This is a genomic window from Ruegeria intermedia, from assembly GCF_900129345.1.
In the GTDB taxonomy this organism is placed as follows: domain Bacteria; phylum Pseudomonadota; class Alphaproteobacteria; order Rhodobacterales; family Rhodobacteraceae; genus Ruegeria; species Ruegeria intermedia.
Map to the genome: position 1 here is coordinate 1 of NZ_FQVK01000027.1, position 20,992 is coordinate 20,992.

Here is a 20,992-nt window from a genome sequence, read left to right on the forward strand (position 1 = left end):
ACCTGCGAGAGTGCTGGCGGCGCGGTCGATCAGGGTGGGAAGATCCTGGGCCTCGGAGGAAATCGGGGCGATCGCGGTCATTGCGCACCCTCCCGCGGCAGGATCGCGACCTTCAGCGTGCCCGGCCGCACCGTGCGGGCGGGTTCGAAGCCCTTGCGGATCGCCTCGGGCCATGCGGCGTATTTGCGCTCGGGGACGCGGTACGTGACGTCGACGTATTGCTCGGGATCGTCGCCCGCGGCGCGGATGCGCTCGACCATGGCGGCGAGCTGCTCCTGGTCCCAATCGACGCGCTTGGGCAGGTCGGCGACCACGGTGAAGTCGCCGTCGTCCAGCCTGACGGCGCCGGTGTCCTTGCCAGCCGCGCGGCGGGCTTCCTCGGCGCGGGCGGCGTAGCGGACGCTCAGCGCCCCATCGAGACGGGTCTTGGCGGCCTTTGCCCGTTTCAGGCGCTCGTCCACCTCGTGCTGCAGGACGGCGAGCAGATCGACGGGCATCTGGGCGATCTCGGCCGTATCGAGCCCGGGCAGATCGTCGGGCGTGGGCGCGTTGTCAGGGAAAGGCATGAACGGGTCTCCATGATTGGCGAACTGGTCGAGAAAGCGGGACATCACGCGGCCTCCGGCTGGGCGAGCAGGCGCTCGAGCGGCACGGACGTTGCACGCGGCTTCGGCCGGGCGATGGCGAGATAGGCGAAGCGGTCGGGGCCGAGGCGCTCCTGCACGAGATGCACGAGCCCCGCCTCGCAGGCGCGGAAGGCGGCCGAGGCGAGCGCCGCCAGCCGCTGGCGGTCCCTGTCCGGCAGGGTCGACATGCCCGGCATCGCGTCGATCCCGAGAAAACCCCGGTGGTATTCCAGCCGGTCGCCGGGTGTTGCCTGACCCACCCAGGCGCAAAACTCGATATCCGTGAGCGGGCGCGCGGCGCGGACTGTGATGAAGGGGGTGTTGCCCATGAACATGATCTCCTCCTTTCGCCTCTACTCACGCCGCGACGAGATCGTCCCACGAGGGACCGAGCCCATGGGCGGTGAGAACGAGCCGGAGATCGGCGAGGCGTCGGTAGAGCGCGGAGCGGCTGCCGAAGCCGTCGGCGGCCAGCGAGGTCACGGAACGATGGGCCAGCGCGCGACAGAACCGGCGGTCGTCCTCCGGCAACCGCGCCAGCGCGGTCCGCAGGGATTCCCGGGTCAGACTGTCCGCCTGCGCGTCGCGGTCCTGTCCGTGCCAGGCGGCAAGGCCATCGTCCTCGCTCAGCGTCTCGCCAATGGGTTCACGGGAGCCGGTCAGCCGCACGTCGAGCGAGAGCGGCGATCCACCCTGCGCCCGACGCTGGCGGTGGTGCCGGATGGCGATCCGCGAACACTGGTTGCGCAGCACGATGTTGGCGAAGGCGCCGATGCTGCCGCGGCGCGCATCGAAGGAGGGCAATCGGCAGATCAGATCGACGAGCAGATCCTGGCGGAGGTCGTCGAGATCGGGGGCGGAGAGCGCCAGCTTGCGGTGCAGACGGCGCGCGGCGCGGTCGGCCTCAAGGGTCAGCGCGGCAAGGTCGGAGGGGGAAATCGGAGGGTGCATGTCGTGGTGCCTCGGAACATCGTTTCTGTTGTTCCAAGACTGCCCGACAGGCCGACGCTTTCGGTGTGTTTGGCGTGTGCTTGTTGTGTGTGAATTGTGTGCGGAGTGCTCAGTCCTCGATGGCCACCTCTTCGGGTGCCATGCCGAGGCGATAGCCGTAGCCACGCACGGTGACGATCAGGTCGTCCACGGCCGAGCGCGACAGGCCGCATCCGACCAGAGCCTTGCGCAGATCCCGAACGATCTCGTTCGCCGGACGCCCGGTCCGCGCGTCGATCATCTCCTTGCGTAGCACCGGATCGCGCTGCCCGGCCTGTTCCGCGAAAAGCCGGATCAGTGCAAACATCTGCGGCGTGAGATCGAGGCGGCGTCCGTCGAACACCACCGACTGGCGGCTCCGGCTCAGGACGAGGCGAGGCGCGGTGACGGCGATCGGCGAAAGTCGGTCAAACGCGATATTCTCCATACCGTGATCGTCCAACAGCACGCATTCGGCCAGCGAGCGCGCTTCGATGCCGGCCGCCCGCAAATGCAGTTCGGTTGCCGGGTCGACCTCGGTGGCGATGACGGTGATGGGCGCCGATCCGGCGGCCATTCTGGTCGCGAGCATGGTGGCAGGCGCCATCAGCAGATCCGCGTCGTGGCAGAGAAACACGCAGATTCCCGTGGGCAATCGCCCCAGGAGCCAAAGCCCGTCCGCGACAACGGTGGCCGCTGCCGGAAATCCCGCGGATGCCGCCATAGCCGAGGCGAGGTTGTCGGCGTCAATACCGAAACGGCGGAGGTCATCTGGCTCAAGCACCACATCCTCCACCGCATCGTGCGGGCAGCACGCGCGCAGTTCGTCGCCCATCTGCCGGATCGGGCGCACATCCAGACCGCACTCGCAGTGCGCGCAGACCGACCAGCTGTCCGCCTTCGGATGCTCGATCAGCACGCGCTTCCTCAGCAGGCGCTCGACCTCGCGCTCGGGAAATCGGCGCAGCGCCCGGCCCGAGATCGCGACCTGCGGGCCGCCGTCACTCAGCCGCGTCCACAACCATGCCAGCATCGCGGTCCTTCTCCAGCCCGTGGCGCGCGATCAGCGTGTGGATCGCCTTCTCGAACCGCGTGCGGCGAAACGCGAGCGTTCCCGGTGGCTTCAGCCTCACGGTCACCTGCGCCGGGCGCTTCCCCTCCGACTTCATAAAGACCCGGAAAGAGATCTCGCCGAGCCGCCAGCCCTTGCCGAACCGCACCTCGCTGCCCTCGAAGTGCCGCAGCGCCCCGGCTGGGTCCTTGGACACCCAGCTCCGGACGTAGCGCCAATGCCCCTCGTCCTCGTCCCATTCGAACTGGTCCGCGGCAGCGGCCACGATCCGCACGTCGAGGATGCGGTCGTCGTAGCGATGATCGAAGGCAAAGCCGGGGCCGGCCTTGCTGATCGGATCGAGGGTGTAGAGATCGCGAGCATCCTTGCCCGAGAAGAAGCCGGGACGGCCAAGGACGTGCCTTGCGAAGATCTCGGCGAGATCCGCCTGCTGGGCCTTCACGACGCCGCCGATGAACAGCCGCGCCTCTGCCGGCGAGTAGCGCAGCGTGGCGTATTTCACGGCGCGCAGGGGAATGATCTTCTCCCGGTTCCCGTCCACCACGGGCGTCGTCGCGACCGGGGCGCCGTGACTGATGACGAGGTTGATCTCGCCGTCTTCCTCATACGCCCCGAGGCGGCAGTATTCCCCCTGCAGATCGCGCGAGAACAGCTTGATCGCCGCTTTCTTGAAGACCTCGGAGATCTCCGCGGTCAGGTCCGCGCTGACGTCGCGCTCCGGCCCACGAAACTCGGCCAGCGCTGTCGGGGCGCGCAGCGCATGGAAGTCGGCCGCCGCCTCGAAGACGCCCTTGTGATGCAGGTAGGTATGCAACGCGACATGCTTGGGGTCGTGTTTTGCGGGCGCGGTTTCCTTCTCGTCAACCTCGGAATGGGGATAGAGCACAACGCCTTGCCGCCGCGCCTCGTTCAGGATGATCTGCATCCCCTCATTGGTGCCGAGGTCCGCCACCCGGTGAAGATCGGCGACGATCCCCTCGTTCCACGCCGTGATGTCCCCTTCGAAATGCCGAGCGAGCGCGGCTCTGACCGCGGGCTCTTCGCCGTCGAAATCGATGGGCACTTCCTCCGGCTCGAAATGGCGCGCGAAGAGCTCCTCGATGAGTCCCAGATCGATCGTCTTCAGGAACTTAGGATTGACGAATTTCTTGAGATCGGACCCCATTCTTGCACCTCGCTGCCGGCAGTCATGTTCTCTTAATGTTCTATATCGCCGAACAACCGGGAGTCGAGTCTCCAAATGCCGATCCAGGCGCGCTGCGCCCCCGTGGGACGTCTCGCGGAGGCCATGAGTAGAAGAAGGGTGAGACCTCGCGGATTTGCCCTTCATGAAACGCCCCAACCCCCTGCCGCCCGAACTGATGACCCCGGCCGAGCGACGCGCGGAACTCTGCCGTCTGCTGGCGGCCGGGCTGGTCAGGCTGCGGATGCGGGAACAAGGGCAACATATAGAGAGAGAGGGAGAATTTCCGCTACACAACTCACTCGACCAGAGCGGTAGTGCAGGTCCAACCGACCGGAGGACCGCATGAATTTGCCTGATCCCATTCCCGCGCGCCTGGCCGCGCTCAAGACCATGAAGACGCCCGAGTTGAAGGCCCAGTGGCGCGAGCTCTTCGACAGCGAGCCGCCGCCGTTCAACCGCCGCTACCTGGAAAGCCGTTTGGCCTATCGCATCCAGGAACTCGCCTATGGCGGGTTGAAGCCCGAGACGATCCGGCGTCTGGAACGGCTCGGCGAGGAACTCGACGGCGGTGATCGCAAAAAGAGCCGCGTTCGGGCAGACGCCATGCCCATCGCCGGCACGCGGCTGATCCGTGAATGGCAAGGTGTGGAGCATGTCGTCACCGTCACCGCCGACGGGTTTGAGTGGCAGGGGCGGCCGTACAAATCGCTGTCCGCCATCGCCCGGGCCATTACCGGCACCCGCTGGAATGGCTGGGTGTTTTTCGGATTGAAGAGCCGGAGGCGCGCATGACGGACATGAAGATCAAGCGCCGCTGCGCCATCTACACCCGGAAATCCTCGGAGGAAGGGCTCGAACAGGAGTTCAACAGCCTCGATGCCCAGCGGGAGGCCTGCGAGGCCTATATCGCCAGCCAACGGTCCGAGGGCTGGGTGCTGGTCCGCGACCGCTATGACGATGGCGGCATCTCAGGCGGCACGCTGGACCGCCCCGGCCTGAAGCGGCTGATTGCCGACATCGAGGACGGGCTGGTCGATGTGGTCGTGGTCTACAAGATCGACCGTCTCAGCCGGTCGCTCGCCGACTTCGCCAAGCTGGTGGAAGTGTTCGACCGAAATAACGTGACCTTCGTCTCGGTCACCCAGTCCTTCAACACCACCACCTCGATGGGCCGGCTGACGCTGAACATCCTGCTCAGCTTCGCCCAGTTCGAGCGCGAGGTCACGGCCGAACGCATCCGCGACAAGGTGGCGGCCTCGCGCAAGAAGGGCATGTGGATGGGCGGCGTCCCGCCCTACGGCTATCACGTCGAGAACCGGAAGCTGGTGATCGACGACGAGCGCGCGGAACATGTCCGGTGGATCTTCGCGCGGTTCTTGGAAATCGGCTCGGGCACGGAGCTTGCGCGGGAGGTCGAAAGGCGCGGCATCCGCACGCCGCGCGGCAACCGGATCGACAAGAAATACCTGTACCGGATGCTGAACAACCGCGCCTACATAGGCGAGGCGGTGCACAAGGGGCAGAGCTATCCCGGCGAGCACGACGCCATCATCGACCGCGAAACGTGGGATCGCGTCCACGCCATCCTGCAGGAGAGCCCCCGCAAGCGCGCCGCGCGCACCCGCGCCGAGACGCCCGCGCTGCTGAAGGGGCTGCTCTATGGCCCGGACGGGGCGGCGTTCTCGCCCAGCCACACGCGCAAGGGCGGCAAGCTCTACCGCTATTACGTCAGCCAGACGGTGCTGAAGCACGGGGCGGGAACCTGTCCCATCGGCCGCGTGCCCGCGGGCGAGATCGAGGCCACCGTCATCGACCAGTTGCGCGCCGTGTTCCGCCAGCCCGAGATTGTGGCGGGGACGTGGAAGGCCGCGAAGGCGCAGGACAGCGGCATCACCGAGACCGACGCCCGCGCGGCTCTGCAGCAACTCGACCCGCTTTGGGACGAACTCTTCCCCGCCGAACAGGCGCGCATCGTGACGCTAATGGTCGAACGGATCGACATTGGCGCCGAGGGGCTCGACATCCGGCTGCGGGTGGACGGTTTGCGCGGCCTCGCGCGCGAGATGCTGGCCGGCGGCAAGGAGAAAGCCGCATGAAACCCGCCGCCGTACCCGACACCATCACCCTGCACGTCCCGTTCCGCGTGGTCAAACGCGGCGGGCGCAAGGAGGTGCAGCTTCCCGACGGCGCACCGGTGCAGCGCCGTATCGACAACACCCTGATCAAGGCGCTCGCCCGCGCCTTCCGCTGGAAGCGCATGCTGGAATCAGGCGAATTCAATACCATCAACGAACTGGCCGAGCGCGAGGGCATCGCCCCCTCATACATGACCCGCGTCCTGCGCCTGACGCTGCTCGCGCCCGATATCGTCGAGGCGATCCTGGACGGGCGGCAGGGGCCGGAGGTGACGCTGGGGAGGTTGCTGGACGGGTTTGCGGTCGAGTGGGAGGGGCAGAGAATTGACAGCTGCGAGACAGCCGGAAGCTGAATTTTGTATGGTGACAACACGTTGGTGCGCCGAGTATCAGTCTTGGAGAGAACTCTTGGCCCTCGAGCAGGACGAACCCAAGCCGGTATGACACACCCAGAAATTCAAAGTCTCCTCAATCAATTTCGTGAGCTGTCCAGCGACGAACGCGGCAAAGGCCGCATGTTCGAACGTCTGATCGCAAACTACCTTGTTAAGGATCCTCAATACGGCGACCTGCTCCAGGATGTCTGGCTTTGGGAAGAATGGCCGGATCGTTGGGGCGCGGACGTGGGGATCGACCTCGTCGCAAGGGAACGCGCGACTGGAGATTACTGGGCGATCCAGTGCAAGTTTTACGATCCCGCCTACACAATTCAAAAAGCAGACATCGACTCATTTTTGTCCGCGTCAGGAAAGCAGTTCGCGACAGGCGATGGCAGCCGCTACTTTGCTCGCCGCATCGTCGTCTCGACGACCGATAGATGGAATCGGAATGCCGAGAGCGCGATTGAGGGGCAGAGCATTCCGGTTTCAAGGATAGGACTTTCGGACCTTGCGGAAAGTCCGATTGACTGGACGGAGTTCAGCCTTTCTCGCCCTGATTTGATCAGGCTTCGTCCAAAGAAAACACCCTTGCCGCATCAGGAAGAGGCTATTGAGGCCGTTATTGACGGATTCAAGGAGGCTGACCGCGGCAAACTCATAATGGCTTGCGGCACGGGAAAAACGTTCACCTCGCTTCGGCTTGCGGAAAAGATTGTGCCGACAGGCGGCCGTATACTGTTTCTTGCTCCTTCCATTTCCCTGGTCGCGCAGACGTTGCGGGAATGGACGGCCCAGGCTGAAGACCCGATACATGCATTCGTGGTCTGCTCTGACTCGAAGGTCGGCCGGGACGAGGAAGATCTAAGAACCCACGACCTCGCATATCCGGCCACAACAGATTCGGGGAAGCTTGCCCGCGCCGCCAATCGGCTCGGCGGCGAGCGTCGCGTCGTCGTGTTCTCCACCTATCAGTCAGTCCAAGTGGTCGCCGACGCGCAGCGCGCAGGTCTGGGTGATTTCGACTTGATCATCTGTGACGAGGCTCACCGAACCACCGGCCTGACCCTACCTGGAGAAGATCCATCCGACTTCGTGAAGGTTCACAGCAACGCCAATGTGTGCGGGAAGCGGCGCCTCTACATGACAGCGACGCCGCGCATTTACGCTGAAGCGTCGAAGACCAAAGCCGGCGAAAACGATGCCGTCCTGTATTCGATGGACGACGAGGAAACCTTCGGGAAGGAATTCTATCGTCTGGGCTTCGGCAAGGCGGTCGAACGCGATCTCTTGGCGGACTACAAGGTCCTGATTGTCGCTGTCGAGCAGGACAAGATGGGCGATGTCGCCAACCGCTATAACCGCGCCTACAAGCTGGACGAACGCAAGGCGATCGACATTTCCTTTGCAACCAAGATCATCGGCAGCTGGAAGGGGCTCTCGAAACAGGGCCTGGTGCTGATCGGCGAAGACGGCGAGCAGGAAGCGCTGAGCGAAGACACCGATCCGATGCGCCGCGCGGTGGCATTCTCGCGATCCATCGCGGCATCGAAGCAAATGACCGAGGTCTTCAGCCGTCTCGCCGAGCTCTATTCGGAATCCTATCTCGAAAGCAAGACGGCCCCCTTGATGGTGGACTGCGAGCTGCAACATGTCGATGGCACGATGAATGCCCTGCAGCGCGCTGCCGCGTTGGATTGGCTGAAAGACAATCCCGGACCCGGTCGCTGCCGTATCCTGTCAAATGCGCGGTGCCTCTCGGAGGGCATCGACGTGCCCGCGCTCGATGCGGTCGTGTTTTTTGACACGCGCGAATCCATTGTCGATATCGTCCAGTCTGTCGGCCGCGTCATGCGTAAGGCCGAGGGAAAGCGCTACGGTTACATCATCCTGCCGGTCTGCATGCCGGCCAAGAATATCCCGGACTACAACAGCTACATCGAGGGCGACCCGCAGTTTCGCGGTATCTGGAAGGTGATCAAGGCCCTTCGCGCCCATGATGAGTCGCTCGTCGACGAGGCCGAGTTCCGGCGCAAGATCAAAGTGATCTCGGGGGGCGAGAAATCTGGCGATGGTGACGACCGGGGCGACGGCGACACGCTGCCACTGGATTTCCCGCCGCTGCCCATCGACGCAATCTCCGAAGCCGTCTACGCCGCCATCCCCAAGAAGCTTGGCGATCGCGAATACTGGAGCGAGTGGGCGAAATCCATCGGCCAGGTTGCCGAGCGCCTGATCGTCCGCATCAAGGCGATGATCGAGGACAACCCGGATACCGCCGAGGAGTTCGCTCGCTTCCTCAAGGGACTTCAGGACACGCTCAACCCCGCTGTTAGCGAGGACGAGGCCGTGGAAATGCTGGCTCAGCACATCCTCACCATGCCCGTTTTCCAGGCGCTCTTCGCGGGGACCGATTTCCCCGAGCATAACGCCGTGGGCAAGGCGCTCGAGGCAATCGTGCGCAAGCTCGACGCCGCCTCCGTGGACAGCGAAACCGAGGGGCTGGAACGCTTCTACGACAATGTGCGCGAGCGCATCAGCCTGGCCAAGAGCGACAAGTCCAAACAGGACATCATCCGCAACCTCTACGACACGTTCTTCAACAATGCCTTCCCGCGCATGGCCGAGCGGCTGGGCATCGTCTACACGCCGGTCCCGGTGGTGGACTTCATCCTGCGCAGCGCCAATTCGGCCCTCCAGCGCCACTTCGGCCAGTCGCTTGCCGACGAGGGCGTGCAGATTCTGGACCCCTTCGCCGGCACCGGCACCTTCCTTGTGCGGCTTATTCAGTCCGGGCTGCTCGGCCCGGACGCGCTGGAGCGCAAATATGCCGCCGAGTTGCACGCCAACGAAATCGTGCTGCTGGCCTATTACATCGCCACGGTGAACATCGAGACGGCCTATCACGGCGCAACCGGCGCCTATCGTCCGTTCGAAGGCATGATCCTGATCGACACCTTCCAGATGACCGAAAAGGGCGATCTGGTGGATCGTGTCGTGCTGCCCGAGAACAACGAACGCGCCCAGCGGCAGCTGGCCCAGCCCATTCGCGTCATCATCGGCAACCCGCCCTATTCGGCGCAGCAGGACAGCGAGAACGACAACAATCGCAACCTGTCCTATCCCACGCTCGATGGCCGCATCCGCGAAACCTATGCTGAACGGTCGTCCGCGCGGCTGAAAAAGAACCTCTATGACAGCTATATCCGCGCCATCCGCTGGGCCTCGGACCGGATCGGCGAGCGCGGCATCGTCGCCTATGTCACCAACGGTTCCTTCCTCGAGGCGAACAACATGGACGGGCTGCGCAAGAGCCTGACCGAGGAATTCAGCCACCTCTACGTGTTCAATCTGCGGGGCAATCAACGCACGTCTGGAGAAGAGTCGCGGCGCGAAGGCGGCAAGATTTTCGGCATGGGATCGCGCACGCCGGTGGCGATCACCGTCATGGTCAAGGATCCGGACCACGAGGGCCCCTGCAAGCTGCATTATCACGACATCGGCGACTACCTCTCGCGCGAGGAGAAGCTGGCCATCATCGAGGACTTCGCCAGCATCGACCGCGTGCCCTGGCGGCGGATCACTCCCAATGCCGAGGGCGACTGGATCAATCAGCGCGACCCGGCCTTCGACGCCTTCGTGCCGCTGGGCGACAAGGATGACGCCACGGCCAACACGATCTTCGAGATGTATTCCCAGGGCGTGCTGACCTCGCGCGACGCCTGGGCCTACAATTTCAGCCGCGAGGCGCTGGCCGACAACATGCGCCGCATGATCGAGACCTACGAGGCCGAGCGCGAGCGCTATGCCCAGGTCTGCAAGGGCAAGGATCGCAAGGATCGCCCGCCGGTGGAACAGGTGGTCGAAACCGATCCGAAAAAGATCAGCTGGTCACGTGCGCTGAAGGCGGATGTGCGGAAAGACAAGGCCTTGACGTTCGATAGTGCGCTTATCGTTCCCGCAACCTACCGCCCGTTTACGCGGCAATGGCTCTATTTCGACCGGCGGCTGAACGAAATGGTCTACCAGCAGCCCCGGCTTTTCCCCACACCGCGCCACGAGAATGTGGTGATCTGCGCGGCGGGTAGCGGGGCAAACAAGCCATTCTCGGCATTGGTCACCACGAGCGTGCCGGACTACGAACTGGTGTCAAAGGGACAGGGCTTCCCCCTCTACTGGCATGAGCATGTGGACGAGGCGCGCGCGGCGCCGCAGGGCGAGATGTTCGAAGACCGGTCCGAACCCGATGCGGATGGCTACATCCGCCGCGAGGCCATCTCGGACTGGGCGCTCGGCGAATTCCGCCGCCGCTATGGGGATCCGGCCATCACGAAGGAAGACATCTTCTGGTATGTCTACGGCATCCTGCATTCCCCCGAATACAAGGATCGCTTCGCCTCGGACCTGAAGAAGATGATCCCCCGTATCCCCTTTGCCGCCGATTTCGCCGCCTTCCGCGACGCGGGACGTGAACTTGGCCGCTGGCATCTGAATTACCAGACGGTCGAGCCATGGCCGCTCGAGGAAGAGGTCAAGCGCCTGGTCATGGAACCCGAGGACTGGCGGGTGCACAAGATGGTCTTCGGCAAGCGCGGCCGCGACAAGGATCGCTCGGTGATCGTCTACAATGCCAACGTCACGCTGAAGGGTATTCCGGACGAAGCCTACGACTATGTCGTCAACGGCAAATCGGCCATCGAGTGGGTGATGGAGCGCTACCAAGTCACCGTGCACAAGGATAGCGGCATCCGGAATGATCCGAACGATTGGTCCGACGACCCGCGCTACATCGTGGACCTTCTCGAGCGCGTCGTCCGCGTCAGCGTCGAGACCGCGCGCATCGTCCGCTCGTTGCCGCCACTGGCCGAACAGGCGTGAAGTTCAGGTGCCGCGCGGAGCCCCCGCGCGGCTCCCGCTGCCGGGCAGGCGCACGCGATCGCCCATTTCCATGATATGCTTGGTGACCTGCTCCCCTTTGAGTCCGCGTTTACAAGTTAGCTCTGTTCAGGGTTTGGTCCTCTTCTGACCGTTGGTGATACTCCCGCGGAGTGAGCCCGTCGAGGCTCGAGTGCGGGCGGTGGTGGTTATAGTCGTCGCGCCAGGCCGCAATCAGATGGCGGGCGGGGCGCAGGGTCGGGAAGAGGTGCTCGTTTAGGCACTCGTCCCGCAGGCGGCCGTTGAAGCTTTCCACGAAGCCGTTCTGCATGGGCTTGCCCGGCGCGATGTAGTGCCATTCCACCTGGCGATCCTCCTGCCATTTGAGCATGGCATTCGACGTCAGCTCGGTGCCGTTGTCGGAGACCACCATGCAGGGGTAGCCCCGCATCTCGGCGATCCGGTCGAGTTCGCGGGCGACCCGATGCCCCGACAGCGAGGTGTCGACAACGGTTGCCAGGCATTCCCGGCTGAAGTCGTCGATCACGCAGAGGATGCGGAACCGGCGGCCATCAGCCAGCGCATCCGACACGAAGTCGAGCGACCATGTCAACGCCGGTTCAAAACTGGCCCACTTGGCCGAAGTAAAAGTGACCCACCTGTGCGATGAGCAGGCCAGATCGCGTGGGGTCCTCATGTAACCCAAGCGCGGTCTGGCCTGCGGCGGTGGTGTCAGGCGGCAGCGTTTTCCTTTCTGTTGGTGTCTCCGATGATCCCGGCCTTGCGCTTGTCCTTGAGCCGGTAGCTTTCACCCTGGATCTGGACGACGTGGCTGTGGTGCAGGAGCCGGTCGAGCATGGCGGCTGTGAGCACCCGGTCTCCGGCGAAAGCCTGATCCCAGGCCCCGAAGCTGAGGTTCGAGGTCATGATGGTCGATCCCTTCTCGTAACGTGCGGCGATGATTTGGAAGAACAGATGCGCCTGTTCGCGATGCAGTGGCAGGTAGCCGATCTCGTCGATGATCAGCAGGGTGTAACGGCTGAGTGTGCGGAACGCATCCTTGAGCCGGCCCTGACGCTGTGCCGCTTCCAGCTTGAGGATCAGATCGGCGGCGGTGGTGAACTGGGTCTTGATCCCGGCATTGGCTGCCTTGTGGCCAATGGCGATGGCCAGGTGGGTCTTGCCGACGCCAGAGGGGCCGAGGAACACCGCGTTCTCCCTGCGCGCGACGAAGGCGAGCGAAGCCAGTTGCTCGATCTGGCGCCTGGGCGCCGAGCTGGCAAACTTGAAGTCATACTCTTCCAGCGTCTTCACCACCGGGAACCCGGCCATACGCACCAGGGTCGCCGCCGAGCGGGCACGGCGAAAGTCACGCTCGGCCACGAGCACATGTTCCAGGAAATCAGTGAAGCTCTGGCTCTCGTCGCTGGCGGCGCTGGCGAGTGCCGGGTAGCTGTCGGCGATCCCCGGCAGCTTGAGGTCCTCGCAGAGCTGGATCAGGCGGTCATGGGACAGGGTGTTCATGCCAGCCTCCCGATCGCGTCATAGACCGACAGGTCATGCTGGGGCACGTGGAGATCACGCAGATCGGCCGGAAGCGAGGGCGCGATCTCCGTCCAGGCAGGACCGCGCGGCAGAAGGCATCCAGCTTCCTGCACAAACCGATCCACCGGGCGCTCTTTCGTCTCGGCATGGATACGCGGGTTCGCCACATCGCGCAGCCACTGGCCGACATGGGCATTGGCGGTATCGGCATCCAGAATGACCCCCTGGGCCTTCAGGCGGCTCTCCAGCGGCCAGACGAAGCTTTCCTTGAGATAGCGGTTGAAGCGCTCGACCTTGCCCTTGGTTTGCGCCCGGTAGGGGGCGCACATGCGCGGGCTGAAGCCATGATGCTTGGCGAACTGCCGGAACCCGGCGTGGAACCGGTGCTGGCCGGGGCCATGGACGTTGCGGTCGATCAGAACCGTCTTCATGTTGTCGTAGAGCACCGTCTGCGGCACCCCGCTGATCGCATCGAAGAACCGCTCGTGTGCTTCGATCAGGGTCTCGAACCGTTCGTTGTCGGCAAACCAGACGAAGCTGAACCGGCTGAACCCCAGCGTGCCCACGAAGGCCGACAGCTTGTCCTTGCCTCGCCGGATCTGGGTCCAGTCCGCCTGGGCCTGCTTGCCGGGTGGGGTCTCGAACCGGACGATCTCTGGCGTGGGAAGCTACGGATACTCACCCTGCAGCCAGTCCTTCAAAATGGAAATGCCGCCCTCATAGCCAAGCGCCCTGATCTCGCGCAGATAGACCGTCGCCGGCAGCCGCCGCGGCGCGGCTTCCCTGATCCGCCTCCGGATGTAATCCTTGAACGGGTCGAGCTTCGAAGGGCGTGGCGCCCGCGGCCCGTAACCCGGCTCCCGCTCCGGCTCGCGCAGATACTTGCGAACCGTCTCGCGGCTCACCCGCAAATCCCGGGCAATCGCACGAATGCTCTTGCCTTGCCTGTGCAAAATCCTGATCTCCAAGACCTCTTCTCCTGTCAGCATCTGCCCTCCCTCAAACCGGAAGAGCACGTTAACAGGCGGGCCAGTTTTTAACCGGCGACCCGGGTCAGTTTTACATCGGCGCTAACAACCAGCGCTGGTTCGGCCCCTGCGGGATCGCCATCGGCGCCCTGGTCCCGATCGCGCGCTTGCGTCCGCCCCGCTTGCGCACCGTCAGCCCTTCCTCGCGGTAGAGCCGGTAGAGCTTCTTCCAGTTCACTTCCCAGCCCTCGCGCTTCAACAGGATGTGCAGCCGCCGATAGCCGAACCGGCGCCGCTCGGACGCCAGCTCCTTCATCCTGACGCGCAGCTCCGTGTCAGCCGGACGCTTCGATGTGCGCCGATAGACACGCGGATCGATACCGGCCAGCGCACAGGCGCGTCGTTGCGAATAGCTCTTCTCTTTCATGGCCCAGTCCACAGCCTTCCTCCGTGAGCCGGGCCTCAGAAGTTTTTTCCGAGCATCTCTTTCAGCGTCGCCACATCCATCATCTGCTCGGCCAGCATCTTCTTGAGTTGCGCATTCTCGGCCTCGAGCGCCTTCAACCGCTTCGCATCGGCGACCTCCATGCCGCCGTACTTGCGTCGCCAGTTGTAGAAGGTCGCGTCGCTGATCCCGTGCTTGCGGCACAGATCCGGCGCGCTCATGCCCGCCTGGTGTTCCTTCAGAATGCCAATGATCTGCGCTTCGCTGAAACGGCTTCTCTTCATCGTCTGTCTCCTCGTTCGGAGAACAGGCTAACCTCAAATCGAGGACTTTTCAGGGGAGCAGGTCATTGGCTATGGGAGCGCCCCGTTCATTGCTGGATGCCCACAGAAGGTAATAGAGCGGGTTGCCCTTGGTGTTCCTGATCAGGCTTGGCGTCACCTCTTCCCTTAACCTTCTTTCCGTGCGATACATGGAAAGGAGGACCATCTCATGGGACAATCATCGACAGCGAAGAAGCGCGGGTCGCGGGATGCGGCGACGAAGGTGGCCGAGCAGCGGCTGAGCGTGCTTGAACTGGCCAGAGAACTGGGCAACGTCGCCGAGGCGTGCCGGCGGCGGGGGATGGACCGCACCAGCTTCTACGAGTGGCGGCGGCGGTTCCAGACCCATGGCTTCGAGGGGCTGAAGGACCTGCCGCCGATCCACAAGAGCCACCCGCAGACGACCCCGCCGGAGGTGGTGGAGAAGATCAAGGCGCTGGCGCTCGAGCACCCGGCCTACGGCTGCAACCGCTTCGAGGCGATGCTGGCGTTGGAGGGGTGAGCCATTGATGCGCCATTGGTTCGAGCACAATGGCGAACGCGTCTCGTCCATCACCATCCAGAAGATCCTGAACGAGAGCGGCCTGGGCACGCGGTATGACCGTTGGCTGGCGCTGGAGGCGCGGCATGCCGAGCAAGCCATCGAGCTCAGCGCCGAACAGGTGGCGTTCCTCGAGAAGCAGAACCCCTGTTTCAGGGAAAGGCACGTGGAATCAGGGGCTCCGGGGGAGCTGCTGTCGGCTGACACCTTCTTCGTCGGCAGCCTCAAGGGCGTGGGCAAGGTCTACCTGCATGCCGTCGTCGACACCTACGGCAGCTATGCCTTCGGCTTTCTGCACGTCTCCAAGCAGCCCGAGGCCGCGGTGGCGGTGCTCCACAACGACGTGCTGCCCTTCTATCGGAACCTCGACCTGCCGGTGAAAGCGATCCTGGCGGACAACGGCCGGGAGTTCTGCGGCAGCGAGAACCACCCTTACGAGCTCTACCTCGAGCTCAACGACATCGAGCACCGGCGAACGAAGGTCCGCAGCCCCAAGACCAACGGCTTCGTGGAGCGCTTCAACCGCACCGTGCTCGACGAGTTCTTCCGGGTGAAGATGCGCGAGACCTTTTACCAGACCGTTGAGGCGCTCCAGGCCGATCTCGACGCCTGGCTCGTCCACTACAACACCGAGCGCCCGCATCTGGGTTACCGAAACCAAGGCAGACGCCCAATCGAAACTGTCATGTCATTCGTTAGCCAAGAAGGTTATGTGAACACGTCACCGAATGGCCGAAGGCTTGCCTCAACCGCTCGTGGTAGAGCCCGAGAAGCCGTTCGGCGCCCGCCTCGCTCTTGCGAACGGTCTCTGCGCCGAACAGATCGTCTTCGGTCTCATAGACCAGCGCATGCCATTCATGCGCGCCGAAACAAGCGTCGAGGATCGCGATCCAGTTTTCCCGTATCTCGCCGTCGCGCTTGATCAGGCGATTGATCGCCATGGCGAGCGGAAAGTTGACGATCACGTCGACCTTCCTGGTGGCGGCGAGCGCCTCGACCGTCTTCCAATGCAGGTGCGGGCCGTAGGGGTCCAGAAAGGCTACGCCGCGCCCGAAGGGCCTCTTGTCGAAATGAGCTGCAAGCTTCTGCACACCCTCGTTTGCGTCGCCGGTCTTGATCTGGATTTTCTTCCCCGGATACTCCCGCTTTAGTTGCTCGAGCTGCGCAGTGCGGCGCTCGTCGGCATCGAAGAAAAAATAGTGGTCAAACCCGCGTCCGGTCTCCAATGCGCGAACAGGCGACCCGGCGATGAATTCCTCCTCCGCCCTAGCCTGCTCATCGTCGATCGGGAGGTCGAGACTCGGATCATCGGCATTCTGTGAGCGCACGCGAGACCAGCCGGCCCCGGCAAAGGCATCGATATAGACCAGCTTGAAGCGCTGCTTTTGCATCACGCGGTGATACGCCTCCAGATAACGCTCGAGCGCATCCAGTTTCTGCCTCGCCCAAGGGCCAACCGTGTTCTCGACGTGGCTCTTTCTCATCCCCATCCTCAGCCAGCCAGCGCGGCCATGATCGGCTTGGGGACGACCTGCCAAGGGAAACCGTTCCACTCCTCGCCATCCAGCAGACGCCCGCCGGACTTTGCCCGGGCACCGCCCCATTGCTTGAAAAAGAAAGCGACGCCGTCTCTGCCGCAGATATCGCGCAGCCGTCGCGCCCAGTCGGGGTGCATTGGGCGTGCTCCTGGCCCACTCTCGCCTCCGACAATGGCCCACGCGATCCCCTTGACATCGACGTCTTCGATCGGTCCCAAGAGCGGTTCGACGGAAATGAAGCGTGCGTCTGACCTGATCTGCTTCAGGTGCTCAATGCGGCTTGTGTGTCCGGCGTCCTCAACCGAAACGCCGAGCCAGATATGGGGCGGCACCGGTCCACCATGGTAACGCGATAGGACGTATTTGCACATGAGCGAACTGCGCTTCGTCAGAACCTGAAACACATGCCAGTCTGCGTTCTCCATCACATCAAAAACGCGGTCAATGAGCGCACGATCGATATCCTTGTGGAAGAGATCGCTCATCGAATTCACGAAGATCATGCGTGGCTTCTTCCAGACAAGCGGCTGCTGGAGCCGCGACGGCCAGAGCCTCAGATTGAAACCCTGCTCGTATGGATGGCCGGGAATACCGCGCCATCTCTCGGCGAAGCGCTCGGCGTAACAATTGTCACACCCGGGGCCGACCTTGGTGCAGCCGGTCACTGGATTCCATGTCGCGTCCGTCCACTCGATTTCGGATTTCTGTGGCACCTGACCGCCTCCCAGTTTTCCGCAAGCTAACACGCCCTGAAGCCGGCACAAAGAGCGAACAGCGGGGGGCGCTAGCAGCCGGCAGGAACGCGAGACTTCCAGCGAACGTCCGATGCGAGTCGTTTCTCCGAAGGCGCCACCGGCATCGAAGTGATTAGGTTGCGTTACACATTGTTCGTTTAGAATCAATGTATTGCGAGAAATTCACCGAATCGGCGCAGTCAACAGGTTCAGAGAATATCGGCCCGGAGAGACCGACTTGGGCTGTTTCGCGCCGGCGGAGGTGAACAGCCCCACTCGCATAACCCTCGAAAACAACGGAAAATTTCGGGCGCGGCCGGATCGAGAGAACGCTTTGCCAAGGGCAAGTGGCGGAGGGGACGGGACTGGGTTCGGACGTTCTCCACAACTTGCGCGAGATCCAGCCCGTTCGCTGGCGGCAGCAAACAATCCGCGATCCGGGCGGATGATGGCGTCACATCAACGGTTCAGCCACCAGAAGGCGGCGTTGAGGATCGTCGCGAAGCCGACCCATCCGAGGTAGGGCAGAAGCAGAAGCGCGGCGACCCGGTCAACCTTCCATGCAAGCCCGGCCAGGAGCGCGGTGGATGCGAACATCAGCACGATGAGCACCAGCGCTCCGCCGAGGTCATGGGCGCCGAAGAACACCGGTGTCCACAGCGCGTTGAGCACCATCTGCAGCGCCCAGAGACCGAGGCAGACTGCCACCAGTGCAGGAGCGTCCGCGCCCTCAGCGTGCAGCGCGAGCCGTGTGCCGGCCGCCGCGATCATCACGTAGAGCACGGTCCAGACCGGCCCGAACAGCCACGGCGGCGGGCGGAAGGACGGGGCACGAAGGCTCTGATACCAGGCGCCATTGACCTCGAAGAAGGCCCCCGAGGCCGCGGCGGCGAGGGCGGCCGCGAAGAAGGGCAGCGCGACGAGAGTGGTCGTCATGTTCACGGTAGTGTCTCCTCGGATCTGGCCGGTGCGGCGTCATGTCTGTGCCACGTTACCGCGAAGCGCGTGCCAGGCCGCGAGCGCGCGCTCGCGCGAGGCGGCGAGGTCGACGATTGGCCGCGGATAGTCGCGCCCCAGCCGCAGGCCTGCCCGCGCCAGAACGGTTTCGGGAGCCGTACAGGGCGCGCCGATCCAGCGGTCGGGCAGCGGCGCGAGCTCGGGCACGAAGCGGCGGATATAGGTGCCCTCGGGGTCGAACTTCGCGGCCTGGATGGCGGGGTTGAAGATGCGGAAATACGGTGCCGCATCAAGCCCCGAGCCGGCCACCCACTGCCAGCTCGCGGCGTTCGACGCGGGGCTGTGGTCCACCAAGCAGTCGGCGAACCAGCGCGCGCCCGCGCGCCAGTCGATGAGCAGGTTCTTGGTGAGGAACGAGGCCACCACCATCCGCACCCGGTTGTGCATGTAGCCGGTTTGCCACAGCTCGCGCATGCCGGCATCCACCAGCGGCACGCCCGTCCGCCCCTGCTGCCAGGCCGCCAACGCCTCTGCGTCCTCGCGCCAGGGCATGGCGGCGAATTCGGGCCTGAGCGGTGCTTCGGGCAGATCGGGGAAGTGAAAGAGCTGGTGGGCGCAGAACTCGCGCCAGCCGAGCTCGGCGCGGAAGGATGCCACATCCTGCGCGGGGCCTGCGCCCTCGACGGCGTGCCAGACGGCATTGGGCGAGATCTCGCCATGCGCGAGATGCGGCGAGAGGCGCGAGGTATGGGAAAGGGCCGGAAAGTCGCGCCCCTTCGCATAGCCCGCGAGGCGCTCTTCGACGAAACGCGCGAGTGCCGCCTTCGCCGCCGCCTCGCCGATCTGCCAGTGGCGGGCGAGCTTGCGCTCCCACGGCGCCTCGGAGCGCGTGGTGACGCCCGGCTCGTCACCCGCGCGCGGGACCGGATCGAGCCGCGGGGCGGGCAGCGGGCGGCGCGGCTGGGCGGCGCCAAGGCAGCCGCGGCGGAAGAAGGGGGTGAAAACGAGGTAAGGCGTGCCGTCGGGCTTGACCGTCTCCCACGGCTCCCACAGGAGCGCGCCGTTGTGGCTTTCAACGCTCAGCCCGCGCGCCTTCAACGCCGCCTTGACGGCGGTATCGCGGGCGATCGTCCAGGGCTCATAGGCGCGCGTCCAGGTGACGAGGCTTGCGCCGTGCCGCGCCGCGAGATCGGTGAGAAGCGTTGCCGGATCGCCGCGCAGAACCCGCAGAGCGCCTCCGAGCGCGCGGTCGAGCGCGGCACGCGAGCGGTCGCGCCACCAGGCGAAGGCGCTGCCCGGCGGGTGAGCGGCCTCGAGCGCGGGGTCATCGATCACCACCGGCACCACGCGGCCCCGCGCGTCGGCGGCGGAAAGCGCGGGGTTGTCGGCCAGCCGCAGGTCGTGGCGGAACCAGTGGATGGCGATGGCGCTGCCCATCTCAGATGCGGAAGATCGGCTGCAACAGCCGCGGGACGAGGGCGCGGAACCTGAGCGGCGCGTCGGTGGCGGCGAGGCAGATGCAGGGCGTGCCCTCATCGGCCACGGGAGTGTGCTCGAGGCTCGCATCCGCCACCTCGATGTCACCCACGCCGAAATGCCCGGTCTCGTCGTGGAACGCGCCCTGCAGCACCAGCGTCAGCTCCCGCCCCTCGTGACCATGGTCGGGCACCGCGCGGCCCGGGGGGATGTAGAGAAGCCTGAGCGAGCCGTCCTTGCCCGCGTGCAGGAGCGACTGGCGGATCCCCATGCCGAGCGAGCGCCAGCGCGGCGGGCGGCCCTTGAGCGCGGCCATGACGGGGCCGGGAAAGATGCCTGAGGGCGCCGGCGGCTCGGGCGGTGCGGCGGCCGGGTCGTCAAGCCGCGCCATGACGCGCGCCATGAGATCGTCCGAGACCGGCTCGGGCGGCAGTGTCTCGAGCACCGCGCCGCCGGCGGCCTCATGCGCGGCGAGCCGCGCGCGGCACTCGTCGCAGAGCGAGACATGGGCGGCGACGGCCACCGAGAAGGCGTGCCCCAGCCGGCCGGCGGCATAGTCGGCCAGCATCGGCTCGGGCAGGTGGTGGGTGATGTGGTGCGTCATCGCAGGCGTCATGGCTGGCGGAGATCCTTGAGTTCGTGGCGCAGGCGCTCGAGCGCGAGGCGGATGCGCGACTTGATGGTGCCGAGCGGCAGGCCGGTCGCCGCGGCGATTTCGCTGTGGGACAGCTCGCCGAGATAGGCGCGCTCGACCATCTCTCGCTGGGCCGGCGGCAGCGCCTCGAGCGCGGCGCGCAGGCGGCGGGTTTCCTGGTCAAGCGCCAGCGCGTCGGCGGCGTCAGGTTCGGGCGGCGGCGACTCGGTGAGTTCGTCGGGCACCGGGCGGCCCTCGCGGCGGAAGATGTCGATCTGGCGGTTGCGGGCGATGCGGTAGATCCAGGCCGAGGCGCTGGCGCGGGTCGGGTCGAACTGGGTGGCCTTGTGCCAGACGGCGAGCATCGCCTCCTGCACAACCTCCTCGGCCTGCGCCTCGCCCATGCCCCCGCGCCGCAGCATCGCCTTCAGCCGCGGCGCGTAATGGGCAAAGAGTGCGGCAAAGGCCTGACGGTCGCGCCCGTCGCGCACCCGGATGAGGAGCCGGGTTTCCTCGCTGATCGTATCGACCTCGCCGGTCATGCCTGTCCCTCGCTGCCGCCCGTCCGCGCCCGCCTCCCGACCGCAGCGA

The 20,992-nt window shown here is 64.8% G+C and carries 16 protein-coding genes and 4 pseudogenes; 5 read left to right on the forward strand and 15 right to left on the reverse strand.

Translation table 11 applies throughout. From position 1 onward, the window contains the following. Window positions 1-77 precede the first annotated feature (77 nt). The 5 genes from F3H26_RS16260 to F3H26_RS16280 all read right to left on the reverse strand — a co-directional run bounded on the left by F3H26_RS16260 (window position 78) and on the right by F3H26_RS16280 (window position 3,832). Complete coding sequence (locus tag F3H26_RS16260; protein ID WP_223162539.1) at window positions 78-611, reverse strand: hypothetical protein; 534 nt, start codon at window positions 609-611, stop codon at window positions 78-80. Beyond that, window positions 611-961, reverse strand: a complete 351-nt coding sequence (locus F3H26_RS16265) for a hypothetical protein (protein ID WP_188127798.1) — start codon at window positions 959-961, stop codon at window positions 611-613. Before F3H26_RS16265 ends, F3H26_RS16260 begins: the two co-directional genes overlap by 1 nt. 22 nt (window positions 962-983) lie before the next feature. Continuing rightward, entirely contained in the window at window positions 984-1,577 is a 594-nt protein-coding gene (locus F3H26_RS16270) for a sigma factor (RefSeq protein WP_149777055.1), read from the reverse strand. Between the two features lie 109 nt (window positions 1,578-1,686). After that, complete coding sequence (locus F3H26_RS16275) at window positions 1,687-2,628, reverse strand: winged helix-turn-helix domain-containing protein (protein WP_149777056.1); 942 nt, start codon at window positions 2,626-2,628, stop codon at window positions 1,687-1,689. Beyond that, window positions 2,597-3,832 (reverse strand): hypothetical protein, encoded by a 1,236-nt coding sequence (locus tag F3H26_RS16280; RefSeq protein WP_149777057.1) that lies wholly within the window; start codon window positions 3,830-3,832, stop codon window positions 2,597-2,599. Before F3H26_RS16280 ends, F3H26_RS16275 begins: the two co-directional genes overlap by 32 nt. 363 nt (window positions 3,833-4,195) lie before the next feature. Here F3H26_RS16280 and F3H26_RS16290 point away from each other — a divergent pair, with 363 nt between their 5' ends. From F3H26_RS16290 to F3H26_RS16305, 4 genes are all read left to right on the forward strand, one after another. Then, window positions 4,196-4,645, forward strand: coding sequence for a DUF2924 domain-containing protein (locus F3H26_RS16290; RefSeq protein ID WP_149777059.1), 450 nt, complete (start codon window positions 4,196-4,198; stop codon window positions 4,643-4,645). After that, window positions 4,642-5,949, forward strand: a complete 1,308-nt coding sequence (locus F3H26_RS16295) for a recombinase family protein (RefSeq protein ID WP_149777060.1) — start codon at window positions 4,642-4,644, stop codon at window positions 5,947-5,949. Before F3H26_RS16290 ends, F3H26_RS16295 begins: the two co-directional genes overlap by 4 nt. Further along, window positions 5,946-6,341, forward strand: coding sequence for a hypothetical protein (locus F3H26_RS16300; protein WP_149777061.1), 396 nt, complete (start codon window positions 5,946-5,948; stop codon window positions 6,339-6,341). The genes F3H26_RS16295 and F3H26_RS16300 overlap by 4 nt, the downstream gene beginning before the upstream one ends. 87 nt (window positions 6,342-6,428) lie before the next feature. Next, window positions 6,429-11,243 carry a DEAD/DEAH box helicase gene (locus tag F3H26_RS16305; RefSeq protein WP_149777062.1) on the forward strand — a complete coding sequence of 1,605 codons (4,815 nt, stop codon included), beginning with the start codon at window positions 6,429-6,431 and terminating at the stop codon, window positions 11,241-11,243. Between the two features lie 109 nt (window positions 11,244-11,352). Here F3H26_RS16305 and F3H26_RS16310 read toward each other — a convergent pair. From F3H26_RS16310 to F3H26_RS16325, 4 genes and pseudogenes are all read right to left on the reverse strand, one after another. Further along, window positions 11,353-11,859 (reverse strand): annotated as a pseudogene (locus F3H26_RS16310) (IS3 family transposase); the annotation flags it as partial. A gap of 113 nt (window positions 11,860-11,972) precedes the next feature. Then, complete coding sequence (gene istB, locus F3H26_RS16315; protein ID WP_104009508.1) at window positions 11,973-12,764, reverse strand: IS21-like element helper ATPase IstB; 792 nt, start codon at window positions 12,762-12,764, stop codon at window positions 11,973-11,975. Continuing rightward, window positions 12,761-13,774 (reverse strand): annotated as a pseudogene (gene istA, locus F3H26_RS16320) (IS21 family transposase). The gene istB and the pseudogene istA overlap by 4 nt, the downstream one beginning before the upstream one ends. 82 nt (window positions 13,775-13,856) lie before the next feature. Continuing rightward, window positions 13,857-14,482: pseudogene (locus F3H26_RS16325) on the reverse strand (transposase); the annotation flags it as partial. 208 nt (window positions 14,483-14,690) lie between these two features. Between F3H26_RS16325 and F3H26_RS16335 the strand changes: the two are divergent. Next, window positions 14,691-15,771, forward strand: a pseudogene (locus tag F3H26_RS16335) (IS481 family transposase); the annotation flags it as partial. Here the strand turns inward: F3H26_RS16335 and tcmP are convergent. The 6 genes from tcmP to F3H26_RS16365 form a co-directional block, all read right to left on the reverse strand. Continuing rightward, window positions 15,758-16,666, reverse strand: a complete 909-nt coding sequence (gene tcmP / locus F3H26_RS16340) for a three-Cys-motif partner protein TcmP (RefSeq protein ID WP_149777064.1) — start codon at window positions 16,664-16,666, stop codon at window positions 15,758-15,760. The pseudogene F3H26_RS16335 and the gene tcmP overlap by 14 nt on opposite strands. Next, window positions 16,555-17,313, reverse strand: a complete 759-nt coding sequence (locus F3H26_RS16345) for a DUF5131 family protein (RefSeq protein ID WP_149777065.1) — start codon at window positions 17,311-17,313, stop codon at window positions 16,555-16,557. The genes tcmP and F3H26_RS16345 overlap by 112 nt, the downstream gene beginning before the upstream one ends. Before the next feature lie 480 nt (window positions 17,314-17,793). Further along, the gene (locus tag F3H26_RS16350; RefSeq protein WP_104009253.1) at window positions 17,794-18,270 is read right to left on the reverse strand and encodes a TspO/MBR family protein; all 477 of its coding nucleotides are present in this window, start codon (window positions 18,268-18,270) and stop codon (window positions 17,794-17,796) included. 39 nt (window positions 18,271-18,309) lie between these two features. After that, window positions 18,310-19,728: a cryptochrome/photolyase family protein gene (locus F3H26_RS16355; protein WP_149777066.1), complete on the reverse strand. Its 1,419-nt coding sequence runs from the start codon at window positions 19,726-19,728 to the stop codon at window positions 18,310-18,312. Window position 19,729: 1 nt separating this feature from the next. Continuing rightward, window positions 19,730-20,371 carry a ChrR family anti-sigma-E factor gene (locus tag F3H26_RS16360; protein WP_149777067.1) on the reverse strand — a complete coding sequence of 214 codons (642 nt, stop codon included), beginning with the start codon at window positions 20,369-20,371 and terminating at the stop codon, window positions 19,730-19,732. An 8-nt stretch (window positions 20,372-20,379) separates the two neighbouring features. Further along, window positions 20,380-20,943, reverse strand: a complete 564-nt coding sequence (locus F3H26_RS16365; RefSeq protein ID WP_104009256.1) for a sigma-70 family RNA polymerase sigma factor — start codon at window positions 20,941-20,943, stop codon at window positions 20,380-20,382. Between the last annotated feature and the right edge of the window lie 49 nt (window positions 20,944-20,992).